We start from the raw sequence: 26,649 nt of genomic DNA, 5'->3' as shown, positions 1-26,649 counted from the left end.
GTCCTAAATTATTTGTACGTTTGCAGGTTACACAGATGTGCTACCCTAAGATGGAATTTTTTTGGATGGAAGTCCCTGAAGACTCATGGTGTTCGCGGGTATGGCAGACTTAGTACACCATGTCCATATTTTTAGAGGCTTTTCTAAAAATGGAATTCATGATATAAAATTGGTTGACTATAAAGTTATCTATCTGTTAATTTACCGATTATTGTATATATTTTTAATCTTTTTTGATGAACGGCATGAATTTAAAGTTTATAAAGTCAAAAATTTTTATCTTTGTAAAAATTATATCTACAGTACTTATAACCAGCGCGATTGGATTAGAATCGTGGAATATTTATGCGGTAATAAATAATAGTAATGTACCAAGCAGCCTCAATCCCATTTTTTGGATTGAGCGTTTTGCTATGACTTGCCATTTTATCGAAGCTATTATAGCAGCTTTTTATGCATCTTCAAGAAAAAAGATGCCAATACAATATGCTACTTATACTTTTTTTGTAGGCACTATTGGTTTGTTAGAACTTTTCGATCGAGATGATGCTTCTACATCTTGAAGATGTGGGGTTTATGTAAAATTATTAAATCTCCGCGACTGACTTTTGCTTAGTTGCGGAGATTTTTTCATATAAGTGGCTGATGAATCTGACAGACAGAAGGAGGTATAGTTTGTATAGTTAGGTTTTTGCTGCAATTTTATTTTGATACTAAGGAATTAAAAAATGTCTGCTAATACTGAGATAGTTGCTTATGTTGAAGGAAATGAATTTGATGTTGTTTTAAATGGAAGTGAAGAGAAAGTTGTTGTTGTTGATTTTACTGCTACTTGGTGTGGCCCCTGTCGGCTGGTCAGTCCGTTAATGGAGCAACTTGCCGAGGAATACAAAGGCCGCGCTAAAGTGGTGAAGGTAGACGTTGACAGGAATAAGCCTGTTTTCAAAAGATTCGGTCTTCGCAGTATTCCAGCAGTTTTAATTTTCAAAGATGGTAATTTAGCAGAAACTATCGTGGGCGTTTCTCCTTATGAACAGTTTAGCGAAGCTGTTCAGAAGCTTCTTGAGGCTGTTTAAACTTAATTCGTAATTAAAAAGGGTTTTTACGCAATGCCTAATAACGGCATTGATGTTTCAAGTGGTGTTTAAATTTCCAGAGCTTTTGAACATCGGACTTTTCACCACTTGAAGCATAATTATGAATTATACATTTTTCGCCGATAATGTGATTGCAGTAAACCACTAGAATATTGTTTTGAGTTAATCAACTCCAATTTTTCTTCAGGGGTAGGCGGTGGGAAAAGCTGTATACCGCTACCTAAGATAGTTGGAATCGTTGAAATAATATATTCGTCAATTAAGCTGTGCTGGAGAAACGAATTGATTAATGCTCCGCCACCAACTAACCAGATATTTTCAAAACCTTCAGCCTCTATATTTGCTAGGGCATTCTTTACTGTATCAGAAACAAATACAACGTCCTTGCGATCAGATTGGAAATTCCGTTTAGTGAAAACAAATGATTTCTTCCCTGGATAAGGCCATTCATCAAAACCAAGCCCTACTTCATAAGTATTGCTGCCTAAAACAATAGCATCAATTGATTCGTAGAAATCACCATAACCGTAGTCTTCACCTTCTATATCAAGGATTGATAGCCAATCAATTCCGCCATCGCTGCGAGCAATATAACCATCCAAACTAGCTGCAATATAGAGTGTAACTTTTGTCATTTTACTTTCAATTAGTTACGTTTTTTGATTGTGCGATTTGAACCGACCTGCAATAAATTCTCGCTTCGATAAATGTTTTGTATTGCGTTTGGTAACTCGCTCTCGCCACATCTTGAAACTAGATTCTTTCATTTCGCGCCTCATTAGGGCAATTACCTGTTTCTCTAGCAGTCCAAACTGAGCTTCAATCGCATCAAAAGATGTTCTATCTTCCCATGCCATCTCAATGATGCGATCGATGCTTTCTGAATCGAGGTTAGGTAGCTTCATTTTTTCTGACAATTGGTAAATTTGGGTTATAGCAATCCTATCTGAATTGTGAGAAATGGAATAAGGACGAACCGCCAAGTACGCCAAGGAAAGGAGAATCCCAAAATCTCACAAATGATTTAGGAGTGCTATATATATTTTAGTTTTCGTTTTGAAGAACCGTTGTGTCTGCTGTACCTAGTTGTAAACTATAGAGGTTTGCATATACACCTTGGCGCTCAATGAGTTCGGCGTGAGTACCTTGCTCTAAAATTTCTCCCTGCTGAATTACTAATACCTGATCTGCTTGAGTAACTGTACTGAGACGGTGAGCAATTACAAAACTGGTACGACCTTGTAGTAAACGGGCGATCGCAGTTTGTACTAGTACTTCTGTGCGCGTGTCAATGCTGCTGGTGGCTTCATCAAGAATCAGAATTCGCGGGTTAATTAACACTGCACGGGCAATACTGATTAGTTGTCGCTGTCCCTGACTCAGGGGCGCTCCCCGTTCACCCAATTGGGTTGTATAGCCTTGTGGTAGTGAGGTAATGAACTCATGTACATTTGCCAGTTGTGCAGCCTCTTCAATGTCAGCTTGGGTAGCATAGGGAACGCCAAAGGCAATGTTTTCAGCAACGGTGCCAGTAAACAGAATATTGTCTTGCAGGACGATGCCAATTTGACGGCGCAAACTTGCTTGAGTAACACTACGCACATCAATATCATCAATTTTCACTGCACCACCAGAGACATCATAGAAGCGCAAAATCAAGTTAATAATTGTGCTTTTTCCCGAACCGGTCGGCCCGACTAATGCAATCATCTGCCCTGGATAGGCGTGCAAATTCACCCCTTTGAGAACCAATTGATCCGGGTTGTAGCCAAACTTGACATTCTCAAATTTCACTTCCCCCTGAATGGGCGGCATTTCTGTCGCATCGGGTGCATCTTTGAGTTCCGATGGTTCATCTAGTAATAAAAAGATTCGCTCTAATCCGGCGAAGGCAGATTGAGCTTGGGTGTAAAACTGGCTGAGAATCTGGATAGGGCGGAAGAACTGCTGGACGTAAAGTAAAAAGGATGTCACCACACCCACTGTTGCAGCCCCAGTGACGGCGAGATAACCTCCATAAGCCAGCACTCCTGCGGTTGCAAGTGTGTTGAGAAAATCGATGGAGGGCAAAAAGGCCGAAGTAATTGCCACAGCTTCAACGTTGGCATCACGATTTGCGGCGTTAAGAACGTCGAATTGTGCGATGTTCGTCTGTACCCGATTAAATGCCTGCGCTTCTCGGACGCTGCCAATATCTTCTTCCAACTTGGCGGAAAGTTCGCCAATGGTCTGTCGGGTAACGCGAAACCTGGCTCTTGCCCAACGCGCAAACAAGCTTGTGGTCAAAATCATCAATGGCACAACCAAATTACTTAACAACCCTAGTTCGAGGTTGATGGCTAGCATGGCAATGACTATACCAATCAAACTGAAAACGTTGCCCAGCATTTGGGCGATCGTCAGTCCAAAAGCTTGATTTACGGTGTTGACATCATTCAGTAGGCGGCTCATTAAATCGCCCGCTTCGCTGCGATCGAAAAAGCTGAGGGGCAGACTTTGAATTTTGAGAAAAATATCTTGCCTTAGTTGAGCCAGCAATCGCTGCATAATCCAGCCGACTCGAATAATTTGACCCCTGGTTGCCAAAATTCCAAGTCCGTAATTTAGCGCTAGTAGCCCTAATAACATTAGGAGTCCTTGCAAATTCCCTTGGGCAATTAGGCGATCGATCGACCAACCGAGGAAAAACGGGCCTATTGCTTGGGTTACAGCACCAATAAATACTAATGTCAAGGCAATGGGAATTTCTTTGCGATAAAGTAGTACGTATTGCAAAAAGCGCCGCAGGGTGGATTGCTTACTCGACTGCTCAGATGCAACAACGGGAACTGTGCTTGTCATAGCAATTTTAGATTTTGGATTACAAGGTTTTTATAAAAATCTAGGACTAGCCTTTTCAAGGTGGGTAAAAATTTCGGCTAATAAATTCCTCTTTAAGCTCTTTACTCTGTGTCCTCTGTGCCTCTGTGGTTAATAAAATTACTTTTAAACCGCAGAGTCACAGAGAACGCTGAGAAAAATAAGAGACTTTACGAATCATCTTGAAAGGGCTAGTCCTAAAATCGTTAAGCAATATTATTTATGTTAGTTTTGTATCATTTTTTTCTTTCGCCTTTACCTGAGATTCTAAAATTGCCCCGTAGAGGGGGCTGGTTTGCATTAATTCCTCGTGAGTGCCTTGGGCTACCAATCGACCTTTATCCACAAGAAAAATGCGATCGGCATTCTTAACGGTGCTAATACGTTGAGCTACGACAAAAGTTGTACAAGCTTTTTGGCGCATTAAGCCATCTAGTTCGGCTTGAATATGGGCAGCAGTGGCGGCATCCACGGCTGAGGTGCTATCGTCCAAAATCAGAATGCTGTAATCGGTTAGTAAGGTTCGAGCGATCGCAATTCTTTGTTTTTGTCCACCAGATAAGCCTACGCCCCGTTCACCCACAATCGTCTCGTAGCCATCGGGTAAACCGATAATAAAATCGTGCATTTGTGCAGTTTTTGCAACCTCAATTACTTCCTCTAGGGTTGCATCAGGTTTTGCGTAGGCAATGTTTTCCCGGATTGTGCCAGAGAAAAGAGTGGTTTCTTGAAATACAATCCCAATTCGCGATCGCAGGCTTTTAAGTGTGAAATCTTTTACATCTCGTCCGTCAATGCGAACTGCTCCCCCGGTGACATCATAAAAGCGGGCAAGCAAGTTCATGATTGTGCTTTTCCCGGAACCAGTCATCCCTAAAACGGCGATTAGTTCTTTGGGCTTGGTTTCAAAGGAAACTTCTTTGAGAGTTTCAGTACTGGCTCCCGGATAGCGAAAGGAAACATTTTCAAAGGTGATTCTACCAACGCAGGAGTCAAAGGGAACAGCACCGGGGCGATCGCGGATTTCAATTTCTGCATCTACAACTTCATAGACTCGTTCGGCAGAAGCGGCTGATTGAGCGATCGCCGGTGCTGCAAATCCAATCAACAAAATAGGTTGGAGAATCAACGCTAGGTAGGAGTTAAACGCCACCAATTCGCCTATGGAGAACCTACGCCCAATTACCTGCGCTCCCCCGTAGCCAAAAACTGCCAGTGTCACCAAATTACTCAGCAAAAAGATAAACGGGAAGGTATTATGGATGGCGTTAATGGTTTTCATGTTTGCCCTAACTAGACCATCATTTAGGGTGGTGTACCGCGACCTTTCGGCTGATTCCCTAACAAAGGCTTTCACTACCCGAATTCCGAGCAAGTTCTCTTGCAATACTGCATTGAGGTTGCTCAGTTGCTCTTGTACTTGCCGAAAAAGTTTGTTATTCCGACTGACAAATCTTGCCATCAACCATGCAGCAAGGGGCACTACCGTTAGGGTAATTAGTGCTAGTTCCCAGTTCATCACCAGCAAAACTACCGCAATAGTCACCAATGTGACAACCCCACCAATGACCTGAATCAGGCTAGTACCCACAAAGGTACGGATCTGCTCAATATCGCTGGTGACACGGGTTAACAGTTGGGAAGTCTGCGCTTGGTCATGATAGCTGAAACTGAGATTTTGAATTTTGCTAAAAATCTTGTTCCGCAGGTCATAAGCGACACCTTGAGATGCTGCTTCTGCCAAATAGCTTTGTCCAAAGTTAAATACACCACGAGCGATCGCAGCAAGTACCATCCAGGCGGCGCTATACAGCACAATTTGGAGGTTTTGTTTGATGATGCCTTGATCGATTCCCCACCTAAATAGTTGTGGGGTAACAGCATTTGCGATCGTCAACATCAACAAGCTGACCAATGCTCCAAGCGTTGTCCATCGGTAAGTGCTTAAACTTTTAAGCACACGCTGCATTGGTTGTATCGAGGAAGTTTCCTGGAGTTTTGGTTGCTGAACCACTGAAATGCACCCCTGTATCTTTGAAAAATTATCTCGCACTTTGATTGTAAAAAACCAATTGCTCAGTAGGGAATGTGGAATCTATATTGTGGTGACAAATCCAAATTTTGGTTCAATTTTTTGACAACGGCATGGGAAAATACTTATTCGGCAAGCATTACGGCTAATCCATTTGAATACCGAAGAAAATCAAAGAACAAGAATAATGGCTCAAATTTTTCATAATAATTCTCAACTTCCCTCAGATAATATGTCAACTGCTATCAATCGCACAGCAAAGCCAAGTTCTGAGTTCTACTCTATTTTTTCTGAAGAAGAAATTGTAGAGGTAATTCATGCACTAGAAGTCAAAAGAGAAATACCTCTAAAGTATTCTTATAAAGGCAGAGGCGCAAAAATCTGGGACAATTTTTATCGAAAATATGTTATTCCTAGATGGTATCGAACATCAAATATTGAAATTGACCTTTTGAATGAGAATTTCAACTACTTTAATAGCAATATTGAACCTGGCAGAAAAATTACTATTGTAGACGTTGGTGCAGGTAATTCATATCCTGTCAAAAAGTTTATTTACAGACTTAATAAGTTGAAGAAAGTAAATAAATATATAGCTTTAGACATAAGTGAAGAATTGCTTAATGTATCCCAAAACAATTTAAAAAAATGGTTTCCTTTAATCGAGTTTATTAGTTCTACAATTGACATAGAAAATCATTCTGTACCAATTACTTTATTTCAAAATAAAGCCGATATTGAAATTGATAATACAGCAAAAATATTTTTCCATTTAGGTGTTACTATTGGGAACCATCAAAATAGACACAAGGTATTCAAAAACTTTAGAGATAGTATGGGAAAAAACGATTACCTAGTGTTTACTAATGAAATTGGTTCCAACTCTACATGGGATGGAAACGTGAGGGGCGGATGCAAGTATCATGTAGAAGAAATATATGAATGGGTTAAAAATAAAATTGGGATTAAATCTGAAGATTGTGAATTGGTGAGAAAGTATGATTTAAAAACCGATAGTATAATTGCTAATATCAAACTTCATCATGATTACACTATAAGTTTCGACCAAATGGGGATAGATAAAAGTATTGAAATTTCTGAAGGTGAAGAAATTACTATTTGGCGACATCATAAGTTTGAAATCCCTCAACTTTTGCAAGAACTAGAAAGTTCTGGATTGCAACTTATTCAATATAGTATTGACAAATATAAATCACATATCATGGTAATTTGTAGGGTTGCTATTAACTAATACTTGCAATTAAAGTTTGCAAGCAAACGGAGAAATAGTTAACAACTTTTCCTGCATTTGAGTAATAGACATTGAGTTGGAGCGAGGAGAAGTATTCTCTCCTGCCTCTTTCTCTTCACTCCTTAAATAGCATTTTTCGGGAATCGCCATTTCTACTTTTGTAGGTTGATTTATGTTGCAGTTGGGTAAGAAAATTTTTCAACTTGTATAATCAACTACAATAAAAAATTATGCCTACATTTATATCACCCACTGAGCCTATAGAAGTTTTCTTCTCCTACGCTCATAAAGACGAAGAACTCAAAAACGAATTAGTGAAACACCTTAGCATTTTGAAGAGGCAGGGTGTAATTACAGCTTGGCATGACCGAGAGATTACTGCCGGAAAAGAATGGGCAGGTGAAATTGATACACACTTGAATACAGCCCGTGTAATTCTGCTGCTCATTAGTTCAGATTTCTTAGCTTCAGATTATTGTTATGACATTGAGCTAGCACTCGCTATGGAACGGCACACAACTGGAGAAGCTTGCGTTATTCCCGTTGTTCTCCGCGAAGTTGATTGGAAGGGCGCAGTGTTTGGCAAGCTTCAAGCCTTGCCCAAAAATGCTGATCCTGTGGCTAATTGGGGAAATAGCGATCAAGCTTTTGCAGATGTTGCTAGAGGGATTCGTAAAGCAGTTGAGGAGCTAAAACAACAGCCAATTCCCCAAGCTATTTCACAGCTTACCTCTTCTGTTATTAAAATCGAGCAAGAACTAAATGCCAATGATCTAGAAATACTTACAGAACTATTAATACGTAGTGGGCGTGCAGAATATTCTGCACGAAAAGCATTGTGTATCAAGTCTGGAATTGAACCAAATCAACTTAGCTTTTTAAGGCAAACTACGGATGCTGACTTTGCTTTAGAGCTAATTAGCTATTTGCATAGCATAGATGACAAGCAAGCTCTTTGTAAAATTTGCAAGGAAATTGAAGTTGTATTTAAAAAAGGGAAGTACGCTGCTAATTTAGAAAAAATGAAATCAAAAATAAATTGTCAGTGGAATGATAACATATAAAATTAATATAAATTAATATAAAATATTTATGTGTTCAGATTCTTTAGAACAATTAGATATAGACGCATTAGTAGAATTGTTGCTTCGTAGCCAACAATCAAGAGAACGGAAAGCACTATGTATAAATATCGGAATCGATCACAAGCGATTGAATTTTATAGAAAATACTTCAGATCAAGACTTTTTTATAAGGTTAATTCACTATCTAAATGAAACAGGCAATAACGACGCTATTTGTAATCTTTGTTGTAAAGAACTTTTACCTATTTTCCGAAATCCAGCAAATACACCTCTTTTAGAAAAAATTATAGTAAAGCTCGGATGTAATCGACCAATTACTACTCTAGAGTGTATTCCTATTTTCAGAAGCAAAAATATTTTTCTGATTAGTGGCATCATTTTTGTAATTATATTAACTGTACTAGGATTTCCAGTATATAAGCAAATTAGTGGTAATTACCCTAACTTAAATTGTCAAAATATTGTTGACAAAACTTCTAAAAACCTAAGTTCACCAACAAAAATTAAAATTAATCTACCTAATAATGTATGCGTTGAAAAATTACAGCAAATTCAGGGTAAGGTAACTGTCCAAGATGCTAAAACAATATGGATTGTAGTAAAACCTTTGATTGACTCTACTTATTATGTTCAAGAACCTACCAATATAAATGACGGAGAATTTAAAACAGAAATTTATGTAGGAGACAACAATACCCCACCGGGTACTGAATTTGAAATTCGCGCCTTTATTAAGCCTAGTAATAAACTTAATAAGGGACAAAAACTTGATAATTGGCCAGATGCAAAATTGGTTTCTGATATTATCTTAATTAAGAGGAAGTAGCCGAAGTAGTAGGGGTTCAGCCTAGCGCTTGACCGACATTATGACTCAATGTAATCATAGTCAGCTTTTGGATAATGGAAAGGTTATGGTACGGCTCTATGAATGCAAAGTCCAAATATTTCTGACGATGTTAGAAAATCGGTTTGATTTGGTTTGTGTATCAATTAAATATACATCAAACGCGGTCTAGGTTGAGGAATTGAACGCCCTAAATCCTTAGCTGTTTCTATCCATTCCTGCACAACTAATTCTACATTATGCAGAGCTTCTTGATAAGTATTACCATCAGCAGCACAACCTGATAATTCTGGTACTTCTGCAATAAAGGCTTGATCTAATTCACTCCAGTAGAGAATAATTTCATAGCGAAACATTATTTTTACTTCCTAAGTTATACTTTATAATTACTGCACGCACCTGTTTAACTTGATAACTTTTGGCTTTTCCTCTCTTATGTTGCAGGTTTAATATTTCCTCAACATCGGCTTTGACAAAAATGCGATGATCGCCACGAATACGTTCATCAAAGCCTAGTGTATATAAGAGTTGCCACAGTTGGGCGAAAGGGATATCTGTATCAGAAGTCCCAGAGAGAATTTTTTCTAAGAGTTTGTCTTGCTGACTCACGTTTTTCTAAATGTCTTAATGCTTCTATAGTCTCATATTTATTTAAAATCAGGACATACAAGAGCAAATGGATCTTACAACTGCTTATTTGAAACGATATTTTGCAAAGTTTTGACTAGCATGGAGTGCATCATTTTGCTTGATATTGATAGTTTGATTATTTCTTGGATGCGATCGCACACAGACGCACCAAAAGCTATAGTCTGGTAAACACGGTGTATTAAACCTAACGGATAACCCCTATACTCAAATTTACAAGTGATAGAGGTAACTACAGAGGTCAAATTGTTGAGATTGCTAATATCATAAGCTGAAGTATAAATCCATATCAGTTAGTGCTGACTACTGAGCAATAAATATTACGCGAATATGAAGAAGCAAATTCTAGGTGCAGCCGTATTTTTAACCACGATTAGTTTGACAACAAGCGTACAAGCAGCAAATTCTGAACATATTAAACAGTTATTAGCAACCAAACAATGTCAAAACTGTGATTTGATTAATGCAGGTCTAGTGATGGCTGACTTATCTGGAGCCAATTTGAGCGGCGCTAATCTCACAGGCGCTAACCTCAGCCGTGCAAACTTGAGTGGTGCAGATTTGCGGGGTGCAAACTTGAGTGGCGCTAGTTTATTTGGTGTTAACTTGAGTGAAGCTAAATTTAGTGGGGCAAATTTGGCGGGTGCTGATTTGAGAAATAGTTATCTAGTAAATGCAGAATTGACTGGTGCTTACCTAAATGGTGCTAACTTCCAAGGTGCAGTTGGTATACCATTACAAATTGCTTCTCCAGAAGAATTTTATGCTTTGGGTGTAGCAGAAGGCCAAAAAGGCAACCAACAACAAGCAATCAGTTATTTTAATCAAGCGATCGCTATTAAACCAGAATATGCAGGTGCTTATTTAGCTCGTGGTATCGCCCGTTACCAAATACTAGATAGACAAGGTGCATTAAAAGATGCCCAAGTTGCTGAAAAATTGTTTACATCCCAGAACAATAACTCTGGAACACAAACAGCACAGGCTTTTATTAAAGAACTGCAAACACCCGTAAATGAAAAGGTAAAAACAGGTAGTCCCAATTTCGTTGACCTGTTTGGAAATATTGGCTCACTCTTGCTCCAATTCTTGCCCTTTTAAGTGCTTCCTTTTCGAGAGTACAAAACAAATGACAAATGACAAATGACAAATAACAAATGACACTATCTAACGAATTATGGGCAGCAAATCAAGACTTAGCTCAAGCTTGTCTAGAGCATTCTTTCGTTCAAGGCATTGGTGATGGTACTCTTGAGCAGGTGAAATTTGCTTACTACGTAGGGCAAGATGCTTTTTTCTTAGAAGCTTTTGCCCGTGCATACAGCATCGCCGCAGCTAAAGCACCAGATTGGTTAGGTTTCACCACATTTCATAACTTAGCTAGTGGAGTTTTAGAAGAACTGCGGTTGCATAGTAGCTATGCTTCTCAGTGGGAAGTCAATTTGAACTCCGTGAAACCGGGAGCCGCCACCCGTCGTTATACCGATTTTTTATTAGCAACTGCTTGGGGGCAAGATGTGGGTTTAACTGCTGCGGCGATGTCTCCCTGTATGCGTTTGTACGCCTTTTTGGGAGAACAGTTAGCTTGTAATGGTATTCCTAATCATCAATATGCAGATTGGATTCGCACTTACAGCAGCGCAGAATTTCAACCACTAGCACAACAATTAGAAACTTTGGTTGACAATTATGCCACTAGCAATTCTGTGGTGCATTCAACCTATCGTTATGCTATGTTTTGCGAACGCGACTTTTTTCAGGCTGTATGGGAGTAGGAAAACTGCTGTTATCATCTGCTCAAAAAAAGCCTTGACAAATTTCTGAAGATATACACCTTGTCTCTTCACCCGCGATTATCATTTTTATTGAAAAGATTTTGACTATTTTTAGGACTTACGCAAAACTACATGCGGTAGGGGCAATACCCTGCGGGAAGCAGCTTTGCGTCTACATGAATTGCCCCTACGGGAAAATTAAGGAGAATATCTAAATTAAGCAATGGCTAATCAGACATACACAGCTGATGTCTTAGTTGTCGGTGGTGGAACCGGAGGGACTGCGGCTGCTATCCAAGCGGCGCGACGGGGAGCTAAAACGATTCTGGTGAGTGAATTTTCTTGGTTAGGGGGAATGTTAACTTCGGCTGGAGTATCTGTACCCGATGGTAACGAATTAGAAGCTTTTCAAACAGGATTATGGGGTGCGTTTTTGCAGGAATTGCGACAACGACAACCCGGAGGATTAGATAACAGTTGGGTAAGCTTTTTTAGTTACGATCCTCAAATTGGGGCAGAGATTTTTGCAGATTGGGTGCAGGAATTGCCAAATCTGCACTGGATTTCTGGACAAGTGCCAATAGAAGTATTCCGTCAAGGTGATTGTATTACTGGTGTGCGCTTTGCTGATTTTGCTGTCACAGCCAAAATAATTCTCGACGGCACAGAATTAGGAGATTTATTAGCTTTAGCTGACATACCTTACCGTTGGGGTTGGGAATTGCAATCTGAATGGGGAGAACCCAGCGCCCCAGTGAGTTTTAACTCTTTCACTAAGAAATATCCGGTGCAAGCGCCCACTCATGTCGTGATTATGCAAGACTTTGGTGATGCGATGTCTCCAGAAATTCCGGCTGCCCCTAACTATAATTCATCACACTTTACAGGTGCTTGGGATGGCTATGGAGCAGAGACATTTTTGAATTATGGACGTTTGCCTGGTGACAGATTCATGATTAATTGGCCAATCTGTGGCAATGACTACGGCCAAGGAGTAGGGCGGCTGATAGAGTCAGATGTGTCCAGAGGTGAATTCATCCAAGAATCTCGCTGGCATAGCCAAAATTTTGCCCATTTTATCCAAAATCAGCTTGGTCGCCGCTATGGTTTAGCAGAAAAAGTATTTCCTCACGCCTCTACAGCTTTCGCACTGCATCCCTATTACCGAGAAAGCCGCCGCTTAGTAGGGTTAACTACTGTCCGCGAACAGGATATTTTGCCGATCGCAAGAGGTAGAGTTGCATCTATATCTAATGATGCGAGGTTTTGTGATGCAATTGCAATTGGTAACTACGCCAATGACCATCATTATCCCGGTGTTCAATTCCCACTGCAACCAAAATCTATCTTTTGGGGGGGACGGTGGACTGGGACTCCTTTTACAATTCCCTACAGTTCACTAGTCCCAGTCACAACAGATGGTTTCTTAGTTTGTGAAAAGAACATTTCTGTCTCCCACATTGCCAATGGCGCTACCAGATTACAACCTGTGGTTATGGGCATTGGTCAAGCAGCAGGTATGGCGGCGGCGATGTGTGTTGAGCTAGACTGTCAGCCGAGGGATTTACCTGTTAAATCCCTGCAAACAGCTTTATTAGAGGATAATCGTTCAAAAACAGCAGTTATTCCTTTATTTAATCTTCCACCCAATCGTTCTGATTGGCTGTACTGGCAACTGTATTACTTAAATAACCCACAAGCCTATCCAGATAGTGGTTATTGCCCTTGTCCATCGGAAAATGAGTACCCTGACTCTGTTTTTGATAAGGCATTAATTCGGCAAAATAACTGTTTCAAAGGCATTTTCTCCCGCTTGGAACACGAGGAATACAGATTTGCTGTCACAGCACCAGCCGCATATCAAGGGCAAAATTGGCAGCTTGTGACTTTGCGATCGCATATCAACGAGCAATTACGCGCTTATCCCCACGAACAATTAGTTACATTGTGGGGTCATTACAATCACTCTGGTAACTGGTTATTAGTCGAACATTTAAACGGAGGATAAAAAGAGTTTATTTTCAGTAAAACAGAATACTTTTTGATAAATTGTCCGGATATTAATCAAAAAGCTAAGTATCAGTGAAGTGGAGAGTTCCAAAATAGACACCTGCTATGCGTGCTGCCATTTCACTTTTAGTTTCGAGTCTGGTATTCGGCCCCTTAGCTTTTAACTGCCAAGCAATGGTCAATAACTTATCAATTGGGCTGCCTTCCACGTCTACTTCGGAACAGTGGCTCTCGGCGACATCTGAACAAACTTCAGATGATACGCCACGTCATCGCGGTAGTGGGCGTAGGGAAGTGACACAAAAATTCAAAAATATCTATGTTGTGCTTTAACTACCGTAGGGTAATGGCTTTTTTTCCAAAGGAAGCAAAGTACCAGAAAACACAGTGTTGTGCTAACATCAGTGACACAGCTTTTCTGGCAGATATATATACAGTTGACACACGAAAATCTTCAGCGATCGCTTAGTATTTCAACTGCAACCTTTGTATATCATAAGTTGGTTTAAATTCTGGCAATCAAAATTAAGGTCTTTGATCAACAGCATTAACCACTCCTCAAAAGCTACATAACTGTTGCTTCTATTCCTAAGAAGTTCTGCATCTCAATCCTTAACGGTTCTAGAAATAGATGTTACTTAGGCTATCAGTTAATCTAAAACACATCTAATTAAAACTTTTTCTCATATATTGAGTAACTGGTTTCTATATGAGCAACTAATGGATCTTAGCTTTGACGGGTGTTTAGCGCCCTTTACCGAAGCACAGAATCCTTTTCGTTTCATTTGAGCTTATCTATGATATGGATTCGCATAAATAGTATAGGTTTATTGCACTTGACAACAAATATTACTATTTATGTCCTACTCTAGCACCCTGGTTTTTTCTTCTCATAGATGGTTTTCGATGAAATAAATATTAAGATCGATCTGCCAGATCATCTCACCCATCTTAATTATTCTACACTCAAGGACAGATGCAAAATTTTGTATCTGTCCTTTTTAGGTAAAGTTTATTTAAAGAAAAGGCAATGGAGAGGTATTATCTCAAGCTGGCTTATGAGCAATAAAATACTTGCTCATAAAATGAACTTGCATCTCAATATTCTCAAAGCCTACTCTCTGTAAACGTTCTAACAAGTCATCAGTGGTGTAATGCTTGTAATAGGGTTCATGGAAAGTTTCAGAGAAAGAGTCCATCATATATTCCAACTCAGGTGAATCACTCAACTGAATTGAGTCACAGATAATAAAGACTCCGCCTGGTTTTGTTACCCGAAAGCATTGCTCAATCACTGTCTGACGTACAGATGCTGGTAACTCATGGAACAGAAAAACAGAAGTTACAGCATGAAAATAGTCATCTACATAAGGTAACTCTTCGGCATTCCCTTGTAAAAGTTGCGGCAGTTCTCCCGGAATTTGGGATAGTAGTTCATTTGCTTTCCGCAAATAAGCTGGTGACAAATCTGTACCAAACAGAGATGCTTGAGGTAGTGCTGCTCGAATTAACTTCAAAGTCCGCCCAGTTCCACAAGCCACATCCAAAATACGGGTTTGCCGTGGTGCAACCGAATCAATTGCTTTCAGCCCTTCCTTGAGAGGAGCAAGAATTCGCCGCCGCATCGCATCAGCTGCCCCACCAAAAAGAATTTCTACTTGTAAGTCATATAAATTGGCTGACAAGTCACTCAAATAGCCATTGCTTTGGTGATGGAAGTTCTGCAAGTAGTAACTGGGATAACCATCTGTGTCAATTTCGGGCGAAAAATCTTGGTAATTCTGTTGTCTAACCCGTTCCCAGATTTGAGGAAAATCTAGCCACACCAAAGGATAGTAGGAAAAAAAGTCTTGCCAGGGGTTATCAAACAATAAACTTTCTGGGTAGACACCTTTTTGGGCATCTTGCCAGTCTGTCTCCAGCAACTGGTTCAATCTCTGTTGAAGCTTGACTAAAATCTCATTTGGGATGGGTTTGGTCTTTTGTTCAAGTGTCGGATACACTAGGTTCCTCAACTGTGAACTTAATATTTTGTGAGCCAGACCAAAGTAATTTTTGCCCTGCTGAAAGGTTTGATAAGTCAGCTTAGTTAAACTCTCAGGCATAAAAATAGCTTAAGTTTTGATTACTTCTATGTAAACTATTGTAACGAAAAAATTATCTCCTGTCGGAGGTCAAAAGAGGCAGGGGAGCAGGGGGCAGGGAGCAAGGGGGAAAACTGAAACGGAGCTTCTTGGTGAGATAAGGGACTTCCAAGAAATAAATTATCCAATTTCACCGAATCAAAACGATTTTCTCTCCCCCTGCCCCCTGCCCCCTGCCTCTTCGGTCAGATGATTTTAGCCATCAAAGGTTTAGGGAAGATTTTTCGAGGTTTAGGAAAAAATACCTCATATTGTCAGCAAAAGCAAACATAAACTTATGTAAAAAGTAGCTTATGTTACAGAATCTTTGCTATATTAGTTTATAGAGAAACCAAAAATTATATATTCACAAAATAGAGAGGACTATGGTTATGTCTATTGCAGATAAATCTCGTGCGTTAATGGTGCGCGAACATCAGCAAGTCAAGAATCGTCAACAATCCATGCTGATGCGGGCTGCACAAGAACTTGGTCTTCCTGAAGAAGCAGCGCACTACTGGAACCCAATTCAAGGGAAGGTAGATGCTAGCAGTCGGATGATTTATGGGCCCAGCCACGCTTCCATGAGCTAAGTTTCAAGAGTTTTAAGCTGGATTTTTTGAGTGAATATCTCAACTGACAACTCTGGAAAAAAAAGCCACCCTCGACTTTAGGGTGGCGAAACTTATTAATTTTAGTTAGATACGACTCTTAACTTAAGCATCGTAGTAGAGGTAAAATTCGTAGGGATGAGGACGTAGTTGCAACTGCTTGACTTCATTACCTAGCTTGTAGTCAATCCAATTTTCGATAAAGTCTTCCGTGAAAACGCCTGATTCGGTCAAGAAGGCGTGATCCTCTTCTAGCGCTTGCAACGCCAATTCTAAAGAACCTGGAGTTGAAGGAACCTTTGCCAGTTCTTCTGGAGAAAGTTCATAGATATTCTTATCTAAGGGTTCACCAGGATGGATTTTGTTCTTGATGCCATCAATACCAGCACAAAGCATTGCAGCAAATGCCAAGTAGGGATTAGATGTCGCATCTGGACAACGGAATTCTAAACGCTTGGCTTTAGGGTTAGTACCAGATAAAGGAATACGGATAGAAGCAGAACGGTTTCCTTGGGAGTAAGCCAAGTTTACTGGTGCTTCATAACCAGGTACTAAGCGCTTATATGAGTTGGTGCTAGGGTTAGTAATTGCTAACAGTGCTGGTGCGTGTTTGAGAAGACCACCAATGTAGTACAAGCCCATATCGCTCAAACCAGCATATTTATCACCTGCAAACAGAGGTTGACCATCTTTCCAAATGGACTGGTGACAGTGCATTCCTGAACCGTTATCGCCAAAAATTGGTTTTGGCATGAAGGTAACGGTTTTGCCATATTTTTTAGCAACGTTCTTGATGACATATTTGTAAATCATCAACCAGTCAGCCGCTTCGATCAACTTTCCAAAGCGGAAACCTAGTTCGCACTGACCACCAGTAGCAACTTCATGGTGATGTTTTTCAATGGGCACACCTAATTCTGCCATTGTCAACAACATTTCTGTACGGATATCTTGAAAAGAATCCGTGGGTGAAACTGGGAAGTAACCTTCTTTGAAGCGTGGTTTGTAACCCAAGTTGGGTTTGTTCTCTGTACCGGCTTTACCAGAATTCCAAGCACCTTCTTCGGAATCTAAGAAGTAATAGCCTTCGTTTGCAGTTTGGGCAAACCTAGCACTGTCAAATATAAAGAATTCAGCTTCCGGGCCAAAGAAAGCTGTGTCACCAAGACCACTGGAAACTAAGTAATCTACTGCTTTTTGAGCAATAACCCGTGGGCAACGGTTGTACCATTCGCCTGTGCGGGGTTCTTTGATACTACAAATTATACTTAGTGTTGGCACTTCCATAAATGGGTCGATCCAAGCAGTGTTGGGGTCGAGTACCATCGTCATGTCGGATTCGTTGATTGCTTTCCAACCCCTGATGCTGGAACCGTCAAAAGGTACGCCATCAGTGAATGCAGTCTCATCGATTTGGTTTTGGTACAGTGTGAGGTGCTGCCAAGTCCCGACTGTATCGATGAATTTGAGATCAATCAGTTGAATTTTTTCATCTTGAATTTTCTTCAAGAGTTCTTGTGGTGTTGTCATTGTTACTCCTTCTCTACCAATTTCCTAAAGTAAACCAGAATCTTACATTGCATCCTAACCCTGCTGATCTCAATCAGGCCGTGACACACCAGAAATATCTTAAATAGTAGACATTAGCGGATTTTGTAGCTTATGTTACAGATATCTAGATTATCAGGTTATATTAACCTTTCGGGGATCATCTGTACAAAACTGGAAAGTTCATCATATAGGGGTCAACTTTGGCATAGAATCCTTAAATAGTGGATAGATTGTTTTTGTGCCGAATCTATTTTAAATAGCACAAAAATTTACTGGTGCATAAGTGCAGCCAAATAAATATCAAACCATAAATAGCAAGGATTGGGAGAAAAAAGAATGCGCGATGCGGTAACAAGTTTAATTAAGAATTATGACTTAGCTGGTCGGTATTTTGATCGGAATGCGATCGATAGCCTGAAGTCTTACTTTGACAGTGGTACAGCACGAGTACAAGCGGCGGCGGCGATAAATTCTAATGCGGCTGCACTTATTAAGCAGGCTGGTTTGAAGTTATTTGAAGAATTGCCAGAATTGATTCGCCCTGGTGGGAATGCTTATACAACTCGTCGTTATGCAGCTTGTCTGCGGGATATGGACTACTATCTGCGCTATGCCACCTATGCGCTAGTTGCTGGGAATACAAATGTATTGGATGAGCGTGTGCTGCAAGGGCTACGGGAAACTTACAATTCTTTAGGAGTACCTATTGGCCCCACGGTTCGCGGTATCCAGATTCTCAAGGATCTGATTAAGGAACAAGTGGCAGCAGCAGGTGTGGCTAATACTGCTTTTGTGGATGAACCATTCGATCACATCACACGTGAGTTAAGCGAGATAGATATTTAGATTATCGGTGGGCAAGATGTTTGCTTCACAATAATTATAAATAGCGATCGCACTTTTATCTTACTGAAAAAGAGCGATCGCTTTTTTTGTAAACTCTATGAGTTTAGCTTTGCTAGATTAAAGCTGTATTTTTGAAGCTATCTTTCGACTAATGCCAGCCAGGGACATCTACCACGCCGCAGTCATTAAAGCACTTATAGCAGATGGTTGGACAATAACCAACGATCCCTTATACCTTGGATACGGGGGTAGAGAACTTTACGTAGATATTGGAGCAGAAAAAGTTACCATTGCTGCTGAGAGAGACGATCAAAAAATAGCTGTTGAAATCAAAAGTTTTCTGAGTCCTTCTCCCGTGAATGACCTCCAGGAAGCTGTAGGACAATATGAAGTTTATCCCAGCGTGCTTAAAGAACTACAACCAAAACGCCAACTTTATTTAGCAGTTCCCAAGCGGGTTTACGAGGGTATATTTTCTGAACGCTTTGGTCAGCTAATTCTTAATAGTATAGGAATAAACCTAATTGTCTTTGACGAGCAACTAGAAAGGATTATCAGATGGATAAGCTAGCTCGGTATCGTGAAATTATTCGTCAGCTGATATTTGACTATGCTAGTCACAAGCCTGCTAACGGTCAAATAGAGACAGAAGCCGTAATTGACTCGGAGCGAGACCATTACGAAGTGTTACATATCGGTTGGGATGGGGTGCGCCGCGTACATGGTTCGGTGGTACATATAGATATTATTGATGATAAAGTCTGGATTCAATATGATGGTACTTCCCAGCCAGTAGCGGAGGCATTATTAGAAGTGGGTATCTTGCGCGAAGATATTGTTTTGGGTTTCCATCCTGATGAACTACGGCAATACACGGATTTTGCTGTATCTTGATTATCTTTACTGAGAACTTTCAAATCAGCTAGAGCTTGTTTAAACTTCTTAAACGTTCTAAAGTCGATTATTTCATCTGCGATCGCCATTTAGAGCGATCGCTAGGATCAAGTTTAATATTTTTTTGCCAAGCTAATAATGCTGCTTCATTATTTCCAAGCTCGTCTCATGTTGATGAACCGTTTGATCACATCACACGCGAGTTGAACCAACAGGATATTTAGTAATTCAACAAGCAGTATAAAATATAGCGATCGCACTTTCTCAACAAAGATGAAAGAGCGATCGCTTTTTTTGAAATCTACCAGGTATTGAAGAAATCTGGATATGAGAAGTTCCTTACCAGGCAATTTGCGATCGCTCCTGCACAACTCGCTGATATACTTCTTCTGTTTGCCTAGCTAATTTCGGCCAGCTAAAGCGGCGCTCTAAATCTTCATAAGCGTTATCTACCAACCATTGCCGATAACCTGGATTTTTCAAAACTTCCAAAATTCCCCAAGCTAAAGAATCGGGATTGTTCACCCAAGTCACAATGCCCGTTTTGGTATGTTGCACCACTTCAGGAAAACCACCAGTATCAGAAACTACTACGGGAACACGAGAAGCAAAGCTTTCTAAAGCGACAATCCCAAAGGGTTCGTAAAGGCTGGGAAACACGGCACAATCAGCGACAGTCTGGAATTTATCTAAGTAATCATCGGAAAGAAAACCGGTAAAATAGCAATGATGCCAAATTCCTAAATCCCAAGCTTGGCGCTTGAGATGGTCAGTATTGCCGCCACCGACGATGACAAATTTAACATTGCCTCCCATTTCTGAAAGTATCTTGGGTGCAGCATTAAGTAATATCGGTACACCCTTTTCATAAGTCATGCGGCCAAGGTAATAGACGATCTTCTCATTGTCTGTAGCAAATTGGCGGCGAAAATCCAGCGCATGAAAATCTACGTGATGCTGTTTTTTTTCGGCTCGGATACCGTTATAAATGACATCGATTTTGTCCCAAGGGCTTTGTAATGCTCGTTCTACTTCTTGACGCATATAATCGCTACAAACGATAATTCGCCAAGCGTTGAAAGCCAGCAAGTTTTCTTTGCCATTTATATAGCTTTGGATATCTGTGTGAATACCGTTGTAGCGTCCGTATTCTGTAGCGTGAATTGTGGCAATTAGTGGTATTTTGAGACTATGCTTGAGAGCGATCGCAGCGTCTCCTACTAACCAATCATGGGCATGAATTAAATCAAACGGCCCTTCCTCTAAAATCAACTTACCACCGTGATCTCCCATACTCAGGTTGAGATTGACTACCCAGTGGAAAAAGTCGTTACTATATGCTACAGGCACGCGATGTACCTTTACTCCCTCAACTACCTCATACATTGATGCCTGACCAAATTCGGCTGTAATTAAGTGGATTTCATGTCCTAGCTTTACCAGTTCTGGGTACAACTCCGCCACATGCCGCGCAATTCCCCCAACAATCCTTGGCGGAAACTCCCAACTCAGTACCAATATCTTCATCTGCTAGACTCCCCGACACTTTACAAATATCTAAAAAACTACATTTACCTAAAAATACAAGGGTGGCAAATGTAGTGAGTATGTTTACTAAAATTGTTAGATTTTTTAACTGTTATTTTGTTAAAGCTTATCAAATATCCAAATAAACAAAATACTCTAGACACAGAGGACAGATTGCTCGCCGTACAAGAAGTTAGAGCCAAAAGCCTTAAAATTGGTAGGTTTGAACACCACCTTCCAACTTACAATCTCAAAAGATAGGAATTTCAGCTTGAGAAATCCCACCTCAAAGCCAGTTTTGAGAGTGCTAACCGTACATCACAGGGCTGTATTCCGCTTGCTAGAGTGTGAGCCATTCACGTAGAATATAATGCCATTGTTGCAGCAGTTCTCATGGCTTCATCTGCGTCATTTGACACATTAGAGTCTTTACAGGCGGATATCGCTGAATTGATCGCTCGTTTACCGACATTAAAAAATCGGCAATTTATTCAGCAAGCACTTGCCACCATTGTTCGTCTATCTGATAACGAGATTGAGCGTCTCGACTGGAAAATTTTGTCGGCTGCCTTAGCAGATATGGAACGCGGTTTCCAGCTATTTTATGATTACCGACACGTTCGCAAAGTCACCATCTTTGGTTCTGCCCGTCTAGCACCAGATAGACCAGAGTACCAAATGGCCCTTGATTTTGCTCGTACTATTTCTCAATTAGGATTTATGGTGATGACCGGCGGCGGCGGCGGAATCATGCAAGCGGGTAACGAAGGCGCTGGGCGAGAAAATTCCTTCGGATTAAACATTCAGTTACCCTTTGAACAGGAAGCAAACCCATTTATAGAGGGTGATCCCAAGCTAATTAACTTCAAATATTTCTTTACCCGCAAGCTGTTTCTCCTCAAAGAAAGTGATGCTATAGCCTTATTTCCGGGGGGCTTTGGCACTCAAGATGAAGCTTTTGAATGTATGACATTAAGCCAGAATGGTAAATTTGGCCCAGTACCTCTAGTTTTAATCGATCGTCCTGGTGGTACTTACTGGCGCTCTTGGAGCGAATATATTAATAAGGAATTAGTACAAAATAGGCTTGTCAGTTCTGAAGACCCTAGCCTTTACACGGTGACAGATAACCTGGAGGTCGCTTGTAATGCAATCACTCGTTTTTACCAGGTTTATCATTCATGCCGTTATGTCAGCAATCAGTTAGTTATTCGCCTAAAGACAGATATATCAGACGCTCTTGTAAAGCAACTCAATGCTAATTTCAGTGACATTCTTATTAAAGGACAGATTGAAAAAAGTCAGGCATTACCTCAAGAAGCACAAGATGAAACTGCTGAATTACCCCGCCTGATCTTGTACTTCAATCAACGTGACTTGGGGCGCTTATATCAGATGATTGCCACAATTAATCAGATGGGCGATCCTTCACCAGAGGATGCAGCGCATCCAGAAAGGAAGTAGCTCAAGACTTACACCAAACTTTAGCCGAAACCTTAATTTCCAGGTAGGGGCAATTCATGAATTGCCCCCCATATAAATCAAGCGCATCTTCTTACTTGAATTTACCAATTTTGCATTTCTACTAATTCCATACACAACTCATTAATTTGCTCTAAATCAGGTTTGTGAGGTAGTGCAGAATGCTCATAAACAGTTTCCATTTCGGCAACCAAATCTTCTGCCATTTTCATCACCTGCTCATAAGAATATTCACCCTTTAAAATAGCCTTTAAATCCTCAACATCACCAGCTATTCTTCTATCTACAATCACTTCACCTTGTCGCAATATTTCTACTCCACTGCGTAACAATCTAATGCAGTGCATCCCATGTTTGAGGTCAAAACCCGACTTTTTTTCCATTTCTGCTCTAGCCGGATTTCTATTTTCCTGCCAAGATAAGTAAGCTTTCCATTCTCTTAAAGCTATTTGATAACTTTGACTTTTTTGAAGCAAACGGATAAAATCTTTACGGCTATTAGTTAAGTGTTGGGTATATTCTAAAGTTTCATCGGGTAAAGTATATTGTTTTAGTACTCCTTTAAAATCAATATCTGCTGTTAGTAATTGGTATAACTGCTCCGCTTCTTCCAAAAACTCAATTCTTCCTCTGATTAAGTTATAAAGATACTCTAGAAAAGCATTTAGCTCATCTTTGCTAAGGGGTGCTTCGTCTTCTATGGCAAAGTCAGATGGTATTGGTTTTTTTTGCGGTGGCTTTAATAACCATTTGCGATGAGTTTCCATCTTTTTGATTTGAGCAAAGGCATAACCAGTGTAAGTATGTTTTACCTTTTTGCTCAAAAATAGCTGCTTATGATTAATTAAATGTTGTCCAACTGTACTGAGAAAAGGATAGTTATTTAACCAGAGCAATTCTAAAACATTGGGATTCGCACCCGCTAATAACTGGAGGATTTTTCTTAATTCATATATAACTGTGTCTTTGTTACCATCAATGAATGGAAATATTCCTGGTTCATCCCAACCAGTATCTTTTTGTTCTATGCGATCGAATCCCAAGTAGTATCTTTTAGGTGCAATAAATACTCCGCGATAATCAAAGTCTGAATCAGGACGATTTAAACCATAGCCGTGGCTACCTGCCAAACCAATTAAAATAGTTCTTTGCTCAACTTCTATTCTTTCCATATCACCTGATTAAAATATAGTCATCCTAACTCATGACTTAAGCAGGTGAGAAGATAGTAATACCAATTCGCTATGAAGATGCACTTAATTTTAAACGAACCGCCAAGTACGCCAAGTACGCCAAGAGAGAAGGAGTAATAATTAAGTGCAAACTTATGGAGAATTGGTATAAGCAAAGTTGCTGAGTTTAATATAAATTGCCCCTCAAGGAGATGATGCAACTGTATCCCCTTGAGGAGCAAAATTTTTCAACTCAGTTGTTCCTATACTTTCAGTTTCTTAGAATAGGAATTATCTAGGATTAAGATGCCGTCTAGTTCCCCATCCTGGATTGACGATCGCAGCTAAATCTTCCTCAGATAAGTTGTTGATTTCATTTTCTAGTTCATCAACTGTAAAGTCATAGCCACGCTCTTTAGCAATCTTAACGAAGGCTTCTGGATCGGCTGTTGCCTTGAGTCTTTGCTGTAATGCTTGATCTTGTTTTACAGCTTGAAAAAGTCGGCTAGCATTTTGCTGGGTCATGACAATCCATCTCCTGTTTTAAATATCAGGTTTGAATGTAACAATTTGATTTTGTCAATTCTTTAAATTCTGTAAAGAACTATTAGATTAAGCGCGTAGATTTAATTCTAAAACAAAGAATAAAAATGTGTGGATATTGACAAGAAACTATAAGTTTGAGTCTAAAATATTTCTTATAGTTTGTATAAATCATCCCTAAGATGGAAGCAGTATTTTTGAGTAAGCGATCGCCATCACGAATTTTGGCAAATAAAAGCTTGACTTACCCCTTGTGAATAAAATAGAATATTAGATTGTCTGTCTAATTCCTGCTCGGATCAGGTAGACATATTACAAAAGCTGGCAAAAGCCTCTCTAGAGGAGATAAAAACCAGCTACCTGTACGGCAACCTCAAGGACAATTTAATGACCTACGCAATTATTGAAACTGGCGGCAAACAAATACGAGTAGAGCCAGGGCGGTTTTATGATATTGAACTGCTTCCCACCGAACCAGATGAAAAAGTTACAATAGACTCCGTATTACTCGTACAACACGATGGCGAAGTCAGCATTGGACAGCCACTAGTGACAGGTGCGACTGTAGAAGGGACTGTAATGCGACATTACAGAGGTCGTAAAGTCTTGGTATACAAGATGAAGCCGAAAAAGAAAACCCGCAAAAAGCGGGGGCATCGTCAAGAAATTACCAGACTTATGATTGACTCTATCACCCTTAACGGTGAAGTGTTTGTTGCCCAAGGAGAAGCGGAGAAGGAACTTCCCGTTGCTAATGACACTTCTGCTGAAGAAGTGGAAGTTGCTGCTGATTGAAGAAGAATTCAGAAGTCAGAATTCAGAAGCCAGAATAAATCAGTGGAGGATTCAGACCCACCACTGAATTTAAGACTACCAAACACTCATGCAGAATTTATACTGAATTCTGACTCCTGACTCCTGAATTCTGTTTTGATAATAAAAGAAGTAGATAAAGAGGAAATCATGGCTCACAAGAAAGGAACAGGTAGTACACGTAACGGTCGTGATTCTAACGCCCAACGTCTGGGTGTCAAGCGTTATGGCGGTCAAGTTGTGCGTGCAGGAAACATTCTCGTGCGTCAGCGCGGGACTAAATTTCACCCTGGTAACAACGTCGGTATTGGTAGCGATGACACTCTGTTTGCCTTAATCGACGGTGTTGTAATGTTTGAAAGAAAAGGCAAAACCCGTAAAAAGGTTAGTGTTTATTTACCCATAACTGCTGCTGAGGCAGCCCCTGCTGAAGCAGTAGCAAGTTAGAGTCTTAGGGTGGGTACTGTTCCCGCCCTAATCACTATTTGGCACTGGGATGATTTTTAGATTTGCCTAAATAAAAGTCGCTTTGTTCTTCTGTTATCCACAGATTTGGATCAAAATCATCAAAGCGCAGATATTCTTCAATAACAAAATATTACTTGCCCTGAAGATAGGAAGTATCTGTCTAGTTAAATCTATGCTCCTGTAGAGGTAATATGAGTCTGATTCTTCCCAAACGCACCCTATCGCGTCGTCGGTTATTGCAAGTATCTGGACTTTCAGGGGTAGGCTTTCTTTTAGGTGGCTGTGGGACAAATTTGTTCTCAGATAATCTGCGGCAAATATCTGAGCCGCTAAATCAAAGTCTGGAAGCACTCTTGTTAAGTCAAAAACCAGTTCCAGAATTTCCTGTCAGTGCCATAGAAGCAGATAAGTTACTGGTTAATACTTTTGATTTCACCCCGCAAATCGATGCGGCGCAGTTTCGGCTGAAGATTGATGGTGAAGTTAGTAATCCGATGCAATTGAGCATGGCAGATATTGAAAAACTTCCCCTAACTTCAATGATAATTCGCCATGTGTGTGTTGAAGGCTGGGCAGCGATCGCTCAATGGGGAGGTGTGCGATTACGAGACTTGGTAGCACTGGTACAGCCGAAGTCAAATGTCCGCTATGTCTACTTTAAATCTGCTGATGGTTACTATGAAAGCTGGGATCTTGCTTCTGCTGTACATCCTCAAACTCTCATGGCTTATCAAAAGAATGGGCAACCATTATCAGTTGATCACGGTGCGCCCATACGTCTAGCATCCCCAATTAAACTGGGCTACAAGCAAAGCAAGTGGGTAACTCAAATTACATTCGTCAGCAATTTGTTACCTCTTAAAGGCTATTGGGAGGATCAGGGTTATGAGTGGTTTGCAGGGTTATGAGGGAGCAGGGGAGCAGGGGGAGAAAATTTTACCTTGTCCTTGTGGGATAGTATGTTTTTTAGTTGGAAGTTCCTTACATCCCCAAACTATAGAGGGATGGAGAATTATG

30 protein-coding genes are annotated in these 26,649 nt (G+C 40.3%); 19 read left to right on the top strand and 11 right to left on the bottom strand.

Annotated features, from left to right (window positions below; genetic code table 11):
- The first annotated feature begins 245 nt into the window (after nucleotides 1-245).
- Complete coding sequence (locus RMZ41_RS23785; RefSeq protein ID WP_322642513.1) at nucleotides 246-563, top strand: hypothetical protein; 318 nt, start codon at nucleotides 246-248, stop codon at nucleotides 561-563.
- A gap of 165 nt (nucleotides 564-728) precedes the next feature.
- On the top strand, nucleotides 729-1,076 hold the full coding sequence (trxA, locus tag RMZ41_RS23780; RefSeq protein WP_322642514.1) for a thioredoxin: 348 nt from the start codon (nucleotides 729-731) through the stop codon (nucleotides 1,074-1,076).
- 119 nt (nucleotides 1,077-1,195) lie between these two features.
- Here the strand turns inward: trxA and RMZ41_RS23775 are convergent, their stop codons facing one another.
- From RMZ41_RS23775 to RMZ41_RS23760, 4 genes are all read right to left on the bottom strand, one after another.
- Entirely contained in the window at nucleotides 1,196-1,732 is a 537-nt protein-coding gene (locus RMZ41_RS23775) for a dihydrofolate reductase family protein (RefSeq protein WP_322642515.1), read from the bottom strand.
- 15 nt (nucleotides 1,733-1,747) lie between these two features.
- On the bottom strand, nucleotides 1,748-2,002 hold the full coding sequence (locus RMZ41_RS23770) for a TIGR03643 family protein (protein ID WP_322642516.1): 255 nt from the start codon (nucleotides 2,000-2,002) through the stop codon (nucleotides 1,748-1,750).
- A 139-nt stretch (nucleotides 2,003-2,141) separates the two neighbouring features.
- Nucleotides 2,142-3,938, bottom strand: coding sequence for an ABC transporter ATP-binding protein (locus RMZ41_RS23765; protein ID WP_322642517.1), 1,797 nt, complete (start codon nucleotides 3,936-3,938; stop codon nucleotides 2,142-2,144).
- 238 nt (nucleotides 3,939-4,176) lie between these two features.
- The gene (locus tag RMZ41_RS23760; RefSeq protein ID WP_322642518.1) at nucleotides 4,177-5,970 is read right to left on the bottom strand and encodes an ABC transporter ATP-binding protein; all 1,794 of its coding nucleotides are present in this window, start codon (nucleotides 5,968-5,970) and stop codon (nucleotides 4,177-4,179) included.
- A 205-nt stretch (nucleotides 5,971-6,175) separates the two neighbouring features.
- Between RMZ41_RS23760 and RMZ41_RS23755 the strand changes: the two genes are divergently transcribed.
- The 3 genes from RMZ41_RS23755 (at nucleotide 6,176) to RMZ41_RS23745 (ending at nucleotide 9,151) form a co-directional block, all read left to right on the top strand.
- Nucleotides 6,176-7,240, top strand: a complete 1,065-nt coding sequence (locus tag RMZ41_RS23755) for an L-histidine N(alpha)-methyltransferase (RefSeq protein ID WP_322642519.1) — start codon at nucleotides 6,176-6,178, stop codon at nucleotides 7,238-7,240.
- A 230-nt stretch (nucleotides 7,241-7,470) separates the two neighbouring features.
- Entirely contained in the window at nucleotides 7,471-8,304 is an 834-nt protein-coding gene (locus RMZ41_RS23750; protein WP_322642520.1) for a toll/interleukin-1 receptor domain-containing protein, read from the top strand.
- Between the two features lie 28 nt (nucleotides 8,305-8,332).
- Entirely contained in the window at nucleotides 8,333-9,151 is an 819-nt protein-coding gene (locus RMZ41_RS23745) for a hypothetical protein (protein ID WP_322642521.1), read from the top strand.
- 164 nt (nucleotides 9,152-9,315) lie between these two features.
- Here the strand turns inward: RMZ41_RS23745 and RMZ41_RS23740 are convergent, their stop codons facing one another.
- The gene (locus RMZ41_RS23740; RefSeq protein ID WP_409875851.1) at nucleotides 9,316-9,525 is read right to left on the bottom strand and encodes a type II toxin-antitoxin system HicB family antitoxin; all 210 of its coding nucleotides are present in this window, start codon (nucleotides 9,523-9,525) and stop codon (nucleotides 9,316-9,318) included.
- The gene (locus RMZ41_RS23735; RefSeq protein WP_322642522.1) at nucleotides 9,512-9,778 is read right to left on the bottom strand and encodes a type II toxin-antitoxin system HicA family toxin; all 267 of its coding nucleotides are present in this window, start codon (nucleotides 9,776-9,778) and stop codon (nucleotides 9,512-9,514) included. Before RMZ41_RS23735 ends, RMZ41_RS23740 begins: the two co-directional genes overlap by 14 nt.
- 369 nt (nucleotides 9,779-10,147) lie before the next feature.
- On the opposite strand from RMZ41_RS23735, the gene RMZ41_RS23730 reads away from it, so the two are divergent.
- The 5 genes from RMZ41_RS23730 to RMZ41_RS23710 all read left to right on the top strand — a co-directional run bounded on the left by RMZ41_RS23730 (nucleotide 10,148) and on the right by RMZ41_RS23710 (nucleotide 14,071).
- Nucleotides 10,148-10,918: a pentapeptide repeat-containing protein gene (locus RMZ41_RS23730; RefSeq protein WP_322642523.1), complete on the top strand. Its 771-nt coding sequence runs from the start codon at nucleotides 10,148-10,150 to the stop codon at nucleotides 10,916-10,918.
- A gap of 56 nt (nucleotides 10,919-10,974) precedes the next feature.
- The gene (locus RMZ41_RS23725; protein WP_322642524.1) at nucleotides 10,975-11,592 is read left to right on the top strand and encodes a TenA family protein; all 618 of its coding nucleotides are present in this window, start codon (nucleotides 10,975-10,977) and stop codon (nucleotides 11,590-11,592) included.
- Between the two features lie 223 nt (nucleotides 11,593-11,815).
- A complete protein-coding gene (locus RMZ41_RS23720) occupies nucleotides 11,816-13,600 on the top strand; it encodes an FAD-dependent oxidoreductase (RefSeq protein ID WP_322642525.1) in 1,785 nt (594 codons plus the stop codon).
- A gap of 107 nt (nucleotides 13,601-13,707) precedes the next feature.
- On the top strand, nucleotides 13,708-13,935 hold the full coding sequence (patX, locus tag RMZ41_RS23715) for a heterocyst-inhibiting protein PatX (RefSeq protein WP_322642526.1): 228 nt from the start codon (nucleotides 13,708-13,710) through the stop codon (nucleotides 13,933-13,935).
- A gap of 13 nt (nucleotides 13,936-13,948) precedes the next feature.
- Nucleotides 13,949-14,071, top strand: a complete 123-nt coding sequence (locus RMZ41_RS23710) for a hypothetical protein (protein WP_322642527.1) — start codon at nucleotides 13,949-13,951, stop codon at nucleotides 14,069-14,071.
- A gap of 577 nt (nucleotides 14,072-14,648) precedes the next feature.
- Here the strand turns inward: RMZ41_RS23710 and RMZ41_RS23705 are convergent.
- Nucleotides 14,649-15,707 carry a class I SAM-dependent methyltransferase gene (locus RMZ41_RS23705; RefSeq protein ID WP_322642528.1) on the bottom strand — a complete coding sequence of 353 codons (1,059 nt, stop codon included), beginning with the start codon at nucleotides 15,705-15,707 and terminating at the stop codon, nucleotides 14,649-14,651.
- Between the two features lie 410 nt (nucleotides 15,708-16,117).
- Here RMZ41_RS23705 and RMZ41_RS23700 point away from each other — a divergent pair, with 410 nt between their 5' ends.
- Nucleotides 16,118-16,318: a hypothetical protein gene (locus tag RMZ41_RS23700; protein ID WP_322642529.1), complete on the top strand. Its 201-nt coding sequence runs from the start codon at nucleotides 16,118-16,120 to the stop codon at nucleotides 16,316-16,318.
- A 123-nt stretch (nucleotides 16,319-16,441) separates the two neighbouring features.
- Here the strand turns inward: RMZ41_RS23700 and glnA are convergent, their stop codons facing one another.
- Complete coding sequence (glnA, locus tag RMZ41_RS23695; protein ID WP_322642530.1) at nucleotides 16,442-17,866, bottom strand: type I glutamate--ammonia ligase; 1,425 nt, start codon at nucleotides 17,864-17,866, stop codon at nucleotides 16,442-16,444.
- Between the two features lie 357 nt (nucleotides 17,867-18,223).
- Between glnA and apcB the strand changes: the two genes are divergently transcribed.
- The 4 genes from apcB to RMZ41_RS23675 all read left to right on the top strand — a co-directional run bounded on the left by apcB (nucleotide 18,224) and on the right by RMZ41_RS23675 (nucleotide 19,851).
- Nucleotides 18,224-18,733 carry an allophycocyanin subunit beta gene (gene apcB, locus RMZ41_RS23690; RefSeq protein WP_322642531.1) on the top strand — a complete coding sequence of 170 codons (510 nt, stop codon included), beginning with the start codon at nucleotides 18,224-18,226 and terminating at the stop codon, nucleotides 18,731-18,733.
- 151 nt (nucleotides 18,734-18,884) lie between these two features.
- Nucleotides 18,885-19,304: an element excision factor XisH family protein gene (locus RMZ41_RS23685; protein WP_322642532.1), complete on the top strand. Its 420-nt coding sequence runs from the start codon at nucleotides 18,885-18,887 to the stop codon at nucleotides 19,302-19,304.
- Nucleotides 19,292-19,627 carry a XisI protein gene (locus RMZ41_RS23680; RefSeq protein ID WP_322642533.1) on the top strand — a complete coding sequence of 112 codons (336 nt, stop codon included), beginning with the start codon at nucleotides 19,292-19,294 and terminating at the stop codon, nucleotides 19,625-19,627. The genes RMZ41_RS23685 and RMZ41_RS23680 overlap by 13 nt, the downstream gene beginning before the upstream one ends.
- A gap of 35 nt (nucleotides 19,628-19,662) precedes the next feature.
- On the top strand, nucleotides 19,663-19,851 hold the full coding sequence (locus tag RMZ41_RS23675) for a hypothetical protein (RefSeq protein ID WP_322642534.1): 189 nt from the start codon (nucleotides 19,663-19,665) through the stop codon (nucleotides 19,849-19,851).
- Nucleotides 19,852-19,966: 115 nt separating this feature from the next.
- Here RMZ41_RS23675 and RMZ41_RS23670 read toward each other — a convergent pair whose 3' ends face one another.
- Nucleotides 19,967-21,154: a glycosyltransferase family 4 protein gene (locus tag RMZ41_RS23670; protein WP_322642535.1), complete on the bottom strand. Its 1,188-nt coding sequence runs from the start codon at nucleotides 21,152-21,154 to the stop codon at nucleotides 19,967-19,969.
- Nucleotides 21,155-21,547: 393 nt separating this feature from the next.
- On the opposite strand from RMZ41_RS23670, the gene RMZ41_RS23665 reads away from it, so the two are divergent.
- Nucleotides 21,548-22,618 carry an LOG family protein gene (locus RMZ41_RS23665; protein WP_322642536.1) on the top strand — a complete coding sequence of 357 codons (1,071 nt, stop codon included), beginning with the start codon at nucleotides 21,548-21,550 and terminating at the stop codon, nucleotides 22,616-22,618.
- 101 nt (nucleotides 22,619-22,719) lie between these two features.
- On the opposite strand, the gene RMZ41_RS23660 is transcribed toward RMZ41_RS23665, so the two are convergent.
- Nucleotides 22,720-23,808 carry a DNA polymerase beta superfamily protein gene (locus RMZ41_RS23660; RefSeq protein WP_322642537.1) on the bottom strand — a complete coding sequence of 363 codons (1,089 nt, stop codon included), beginning with the start codon at nucleotides 23,806-23,808 and terminating at the stop codon, nucleotides 22,720-22,722.
- 291 nt (nucleotides 23,809-24,099) lie between these two features.
- On the bottom strand, nucleotides 24,100-24,333 hold the full coding sequence (locus tag RMZ41_RS23655) for a Nif11-like leader peptide family natural product precursor (protein WP_322642538.1): 234 nt from the start codon (nucleotides 24,331-24,333) through the stop codon (nucleotides 24,100-24,102).
- A gap of 405 nt (nucleotides 24,334-24,738) precedes the next feature.
- On the opposite strand from RMZ41_RS23655, the gene rplU reads away from it, so the two are divergent.
- From rplU to RMZ41_RS23640, 3 genes are all read left to right on the top strand, one after another.
- Nucleotides 24,739-25,146, top strand: a complete 408-nt coding sequence (gene rplU / locus RMZ41_RS23650) for a 50S ribosomal protein L21 (RefSeq protein WP_322642539.1) — start codon at nucleotides 24,739-24,741, stop codon at nucleotides 25,144-25,146.
- Between the two features lie 168 nt (nucleotides 25,147-25,314).
- A complete protein-coding gene (gene rpmA, locus RMZ41_RS23645) occupies nucleotides 25,315-25,611 on the top strand; it encodes a 50S ribosomal protein L27 (RefSeq protein WP_099099325.1) in 297 nt (98 codons plus the stop codon).
- A 212-nt stretch (nucleotides 25,612-25,823) separates the two neighbouring features.
- Nucleotides 25,824-26,540 carry a molybdopterin-dependent oxidoreductase gene (locus RMZ41_RS23640; RefSeq protein ID WP_322642540.1) on the top strand — a complete coding sequence of 239 codons (717 nt, stop codon included), beginning with the start codon at nucleotides 25,824-25,826 and terminating at the stop codon, nucleotides 26,538-26,540.
- Nucleotides 26,541-26,649: the final 109 nt, after the last annotated feature.

It is taken from the genome of Nostoc sp. DedVER02, assembly GCF_034530675.2.
In the GTDB taxonomy this organism is placed as follows: Bacteria; Cyanobacteriota; Cyanobacteriia; order Cyanobacteriales; family Nostocaceae; genus Nostoc.
This window is presented reverse-complemented; position numbering and strand designations above follow the sequence as displayed.

Coding starts and splice junctions, on each gene's coding strand:
- RMZ41_RS23785 (WP_322642513.1), top strand. CDS start 246: ATGAATTTAAAGTTTATAAAGTCAAAAATTTTTATCTTTGTAAAAATT.
- trxA (WP_322642514.1), top strand. CDS start 729: ATGTCTGCTAATACTGAGATAGTTGCTTATGTTGAAGGAAATGAATTT.
- RMZ41_RS23775 (WP_322642515.1), bottom strand. CDS start 1,732: ATGACAAAAGTTACACTCTATATTGCAGCTAGTTTGGATGGTTATATT.
- RMZ41_RS23770 (WP_322642516.1), bottom strand. CDS start 2,002: ATGAAGCTACCTAACCTCGATTCAGAAAGCATCGATCGCATCATTGAG.
- RMZ41_RS23765 (WP_322642517.1), bottom strand. CDS start 3,938: ATGACAAGCACAGTTCCCGTTGTTGCATCTGAGCAGTCGAGTAAGCAA.
- RMZ41_RS23755 (WP_322642519.1), top strand. CDS start 6,176: ATGGCTCAAATTTTTCATAATAATTCTCAACTTCCCTCAGATAATATG.
- RMZ41_RS23750 (WP_322642520.1), top strand. CDS start 7,471: ATGCCTACATTTATATCACCCACTGAGCCTATAGAAGTTTTCTTCTCC.
- RMZ41_RS23745 (WP_322642521.1), top strand. CDS start 8,333: ATGTGTTCAGATTCTTTAGAACAATTAGATATAGACGCATTAGTAGAA.
- RMZ41_RS23740 (WP_409875851.1), bottom strand. CDS start 9,525: ATGTTTCGCTATGAAATTATTCTCTACTGGAGTGAATTAGATCAAGCC.
- RMZ41_RS23730 (WP_322642523.1), top strand. CDS start 10,148: ATGAAGAAGCAAATTCTAGGTGCAGCCGTATTTTTAACCACGATTAGT.
- RMZ41_RS23725 (WP_322642524.1), top strand. CDS start 10,975: ATGACACTATCTAACGAATTATGGGCAGCAAATCAAGACTTAGCTCAA.
- RMZ41_RS23720 (WP_322642525.1), top strand. CDS start 11,816: ATGGCTAATCAGACATACACAGCTGATGTCTTAGTTGTCGGTGGTGGA.
- patX (WP_322642526.1), top strand. CDS start 13,708: ATGCGTGCTGCCATTTCACTTTTAGTTTCGAGTCTGGTATTCGGCCCC.
- RMZ41_RS23710 (WP_322642527.1), top strand. CDS start 13,949: ATGGCTTTTTTTCCAAAGGAAGCAAAGTACCAGAAAACACAGTGTTGT.
- RMZ41_RS23705 (WP_322642528.1), bottom strand. CDS start 15,707: ATGCCTGAGAGTTTAACTAAGCTGACTTATCAAACCTTTCAGCAGGGC.
- RMZ41_RS23700 (WP_322642529.1), top strand. CDS start 16,118: ATGTCTATTGCAGATAAATCTCGTGCGTTAATGGTGCGCGAACATCAG.
- glnA (WP_322642530.1), bottom strand. CDS start 17,866: ATGACAACACCACAAGAACTCTTGAAGAAAATTCAAGATGAAAAAATT.
- apcB (WP_322642531.1), top strand. CDS start 18,224: ATGCGCGATGCGGTAACAAGTTTAATTAAGAATTATGACTTAGCTGGT.
- RMZ41_RS23685 (WP_322642532.1), top strand. CDS start 18,885: ATGCCAGCCAGGGACATCTACCACGCCGCAGTCATTAAAGCACTTATA.
- RMZ41_RS23680 (WP_322642533.1), top strand. CDS start 19,292: ATGGATAAGCTAGCTCGGTATCGTGAAATTATTCGTCAGCTGATATTT.
- RMZ41_RS23670 (WP_322642535.1), bottom strand. CDS start 21,154: ATGAAGATATTGGTACTGAGTTGGGAGTTTCCGCCAAGGATTGTTGGG.
- RMZ41_RS23665 (WP_322642536.1), top strand. CDS start 21,548: ATGGCTTCATCTGCGTCATTTGACACATTAGAGTCTTTACAGGCGGAT.
- RMZ41_RS23660 (WP_322642537.1), bottom strand. CDS start 23,808: ATGGAAAGAATAGAAGTTGAGCAAAGAACTATTTTAATTGGTTTGGCA.
- RMZ41_RS23655 (WP_322642538.1), bottom strand. CDS start 24,333: ATGACCCAGCAAAATGCTAGCCGACTTTTTCAAGCTGTAAAACAAGAT.
- rplU (WP_322642539.1), top strand. CDS start 24,739: ATGACCTACGCAATTATTGAAACTGGCGGCAAACAAATACGAGTAGAG.
- rpmA (WP_099099325.1), top strand. CDS start 25,315: ATGGCTCACAAGAAAGGAACAGGTAGTACACGTAACGGTCGTGATTCT.
- RMZ41_RS23640 (WP_322642540.1), top strand. CDS start 25,824: ATGAGTCTGATTCTTCCCAAACGCACCCTATCGCGTCGTCGGTTATTG.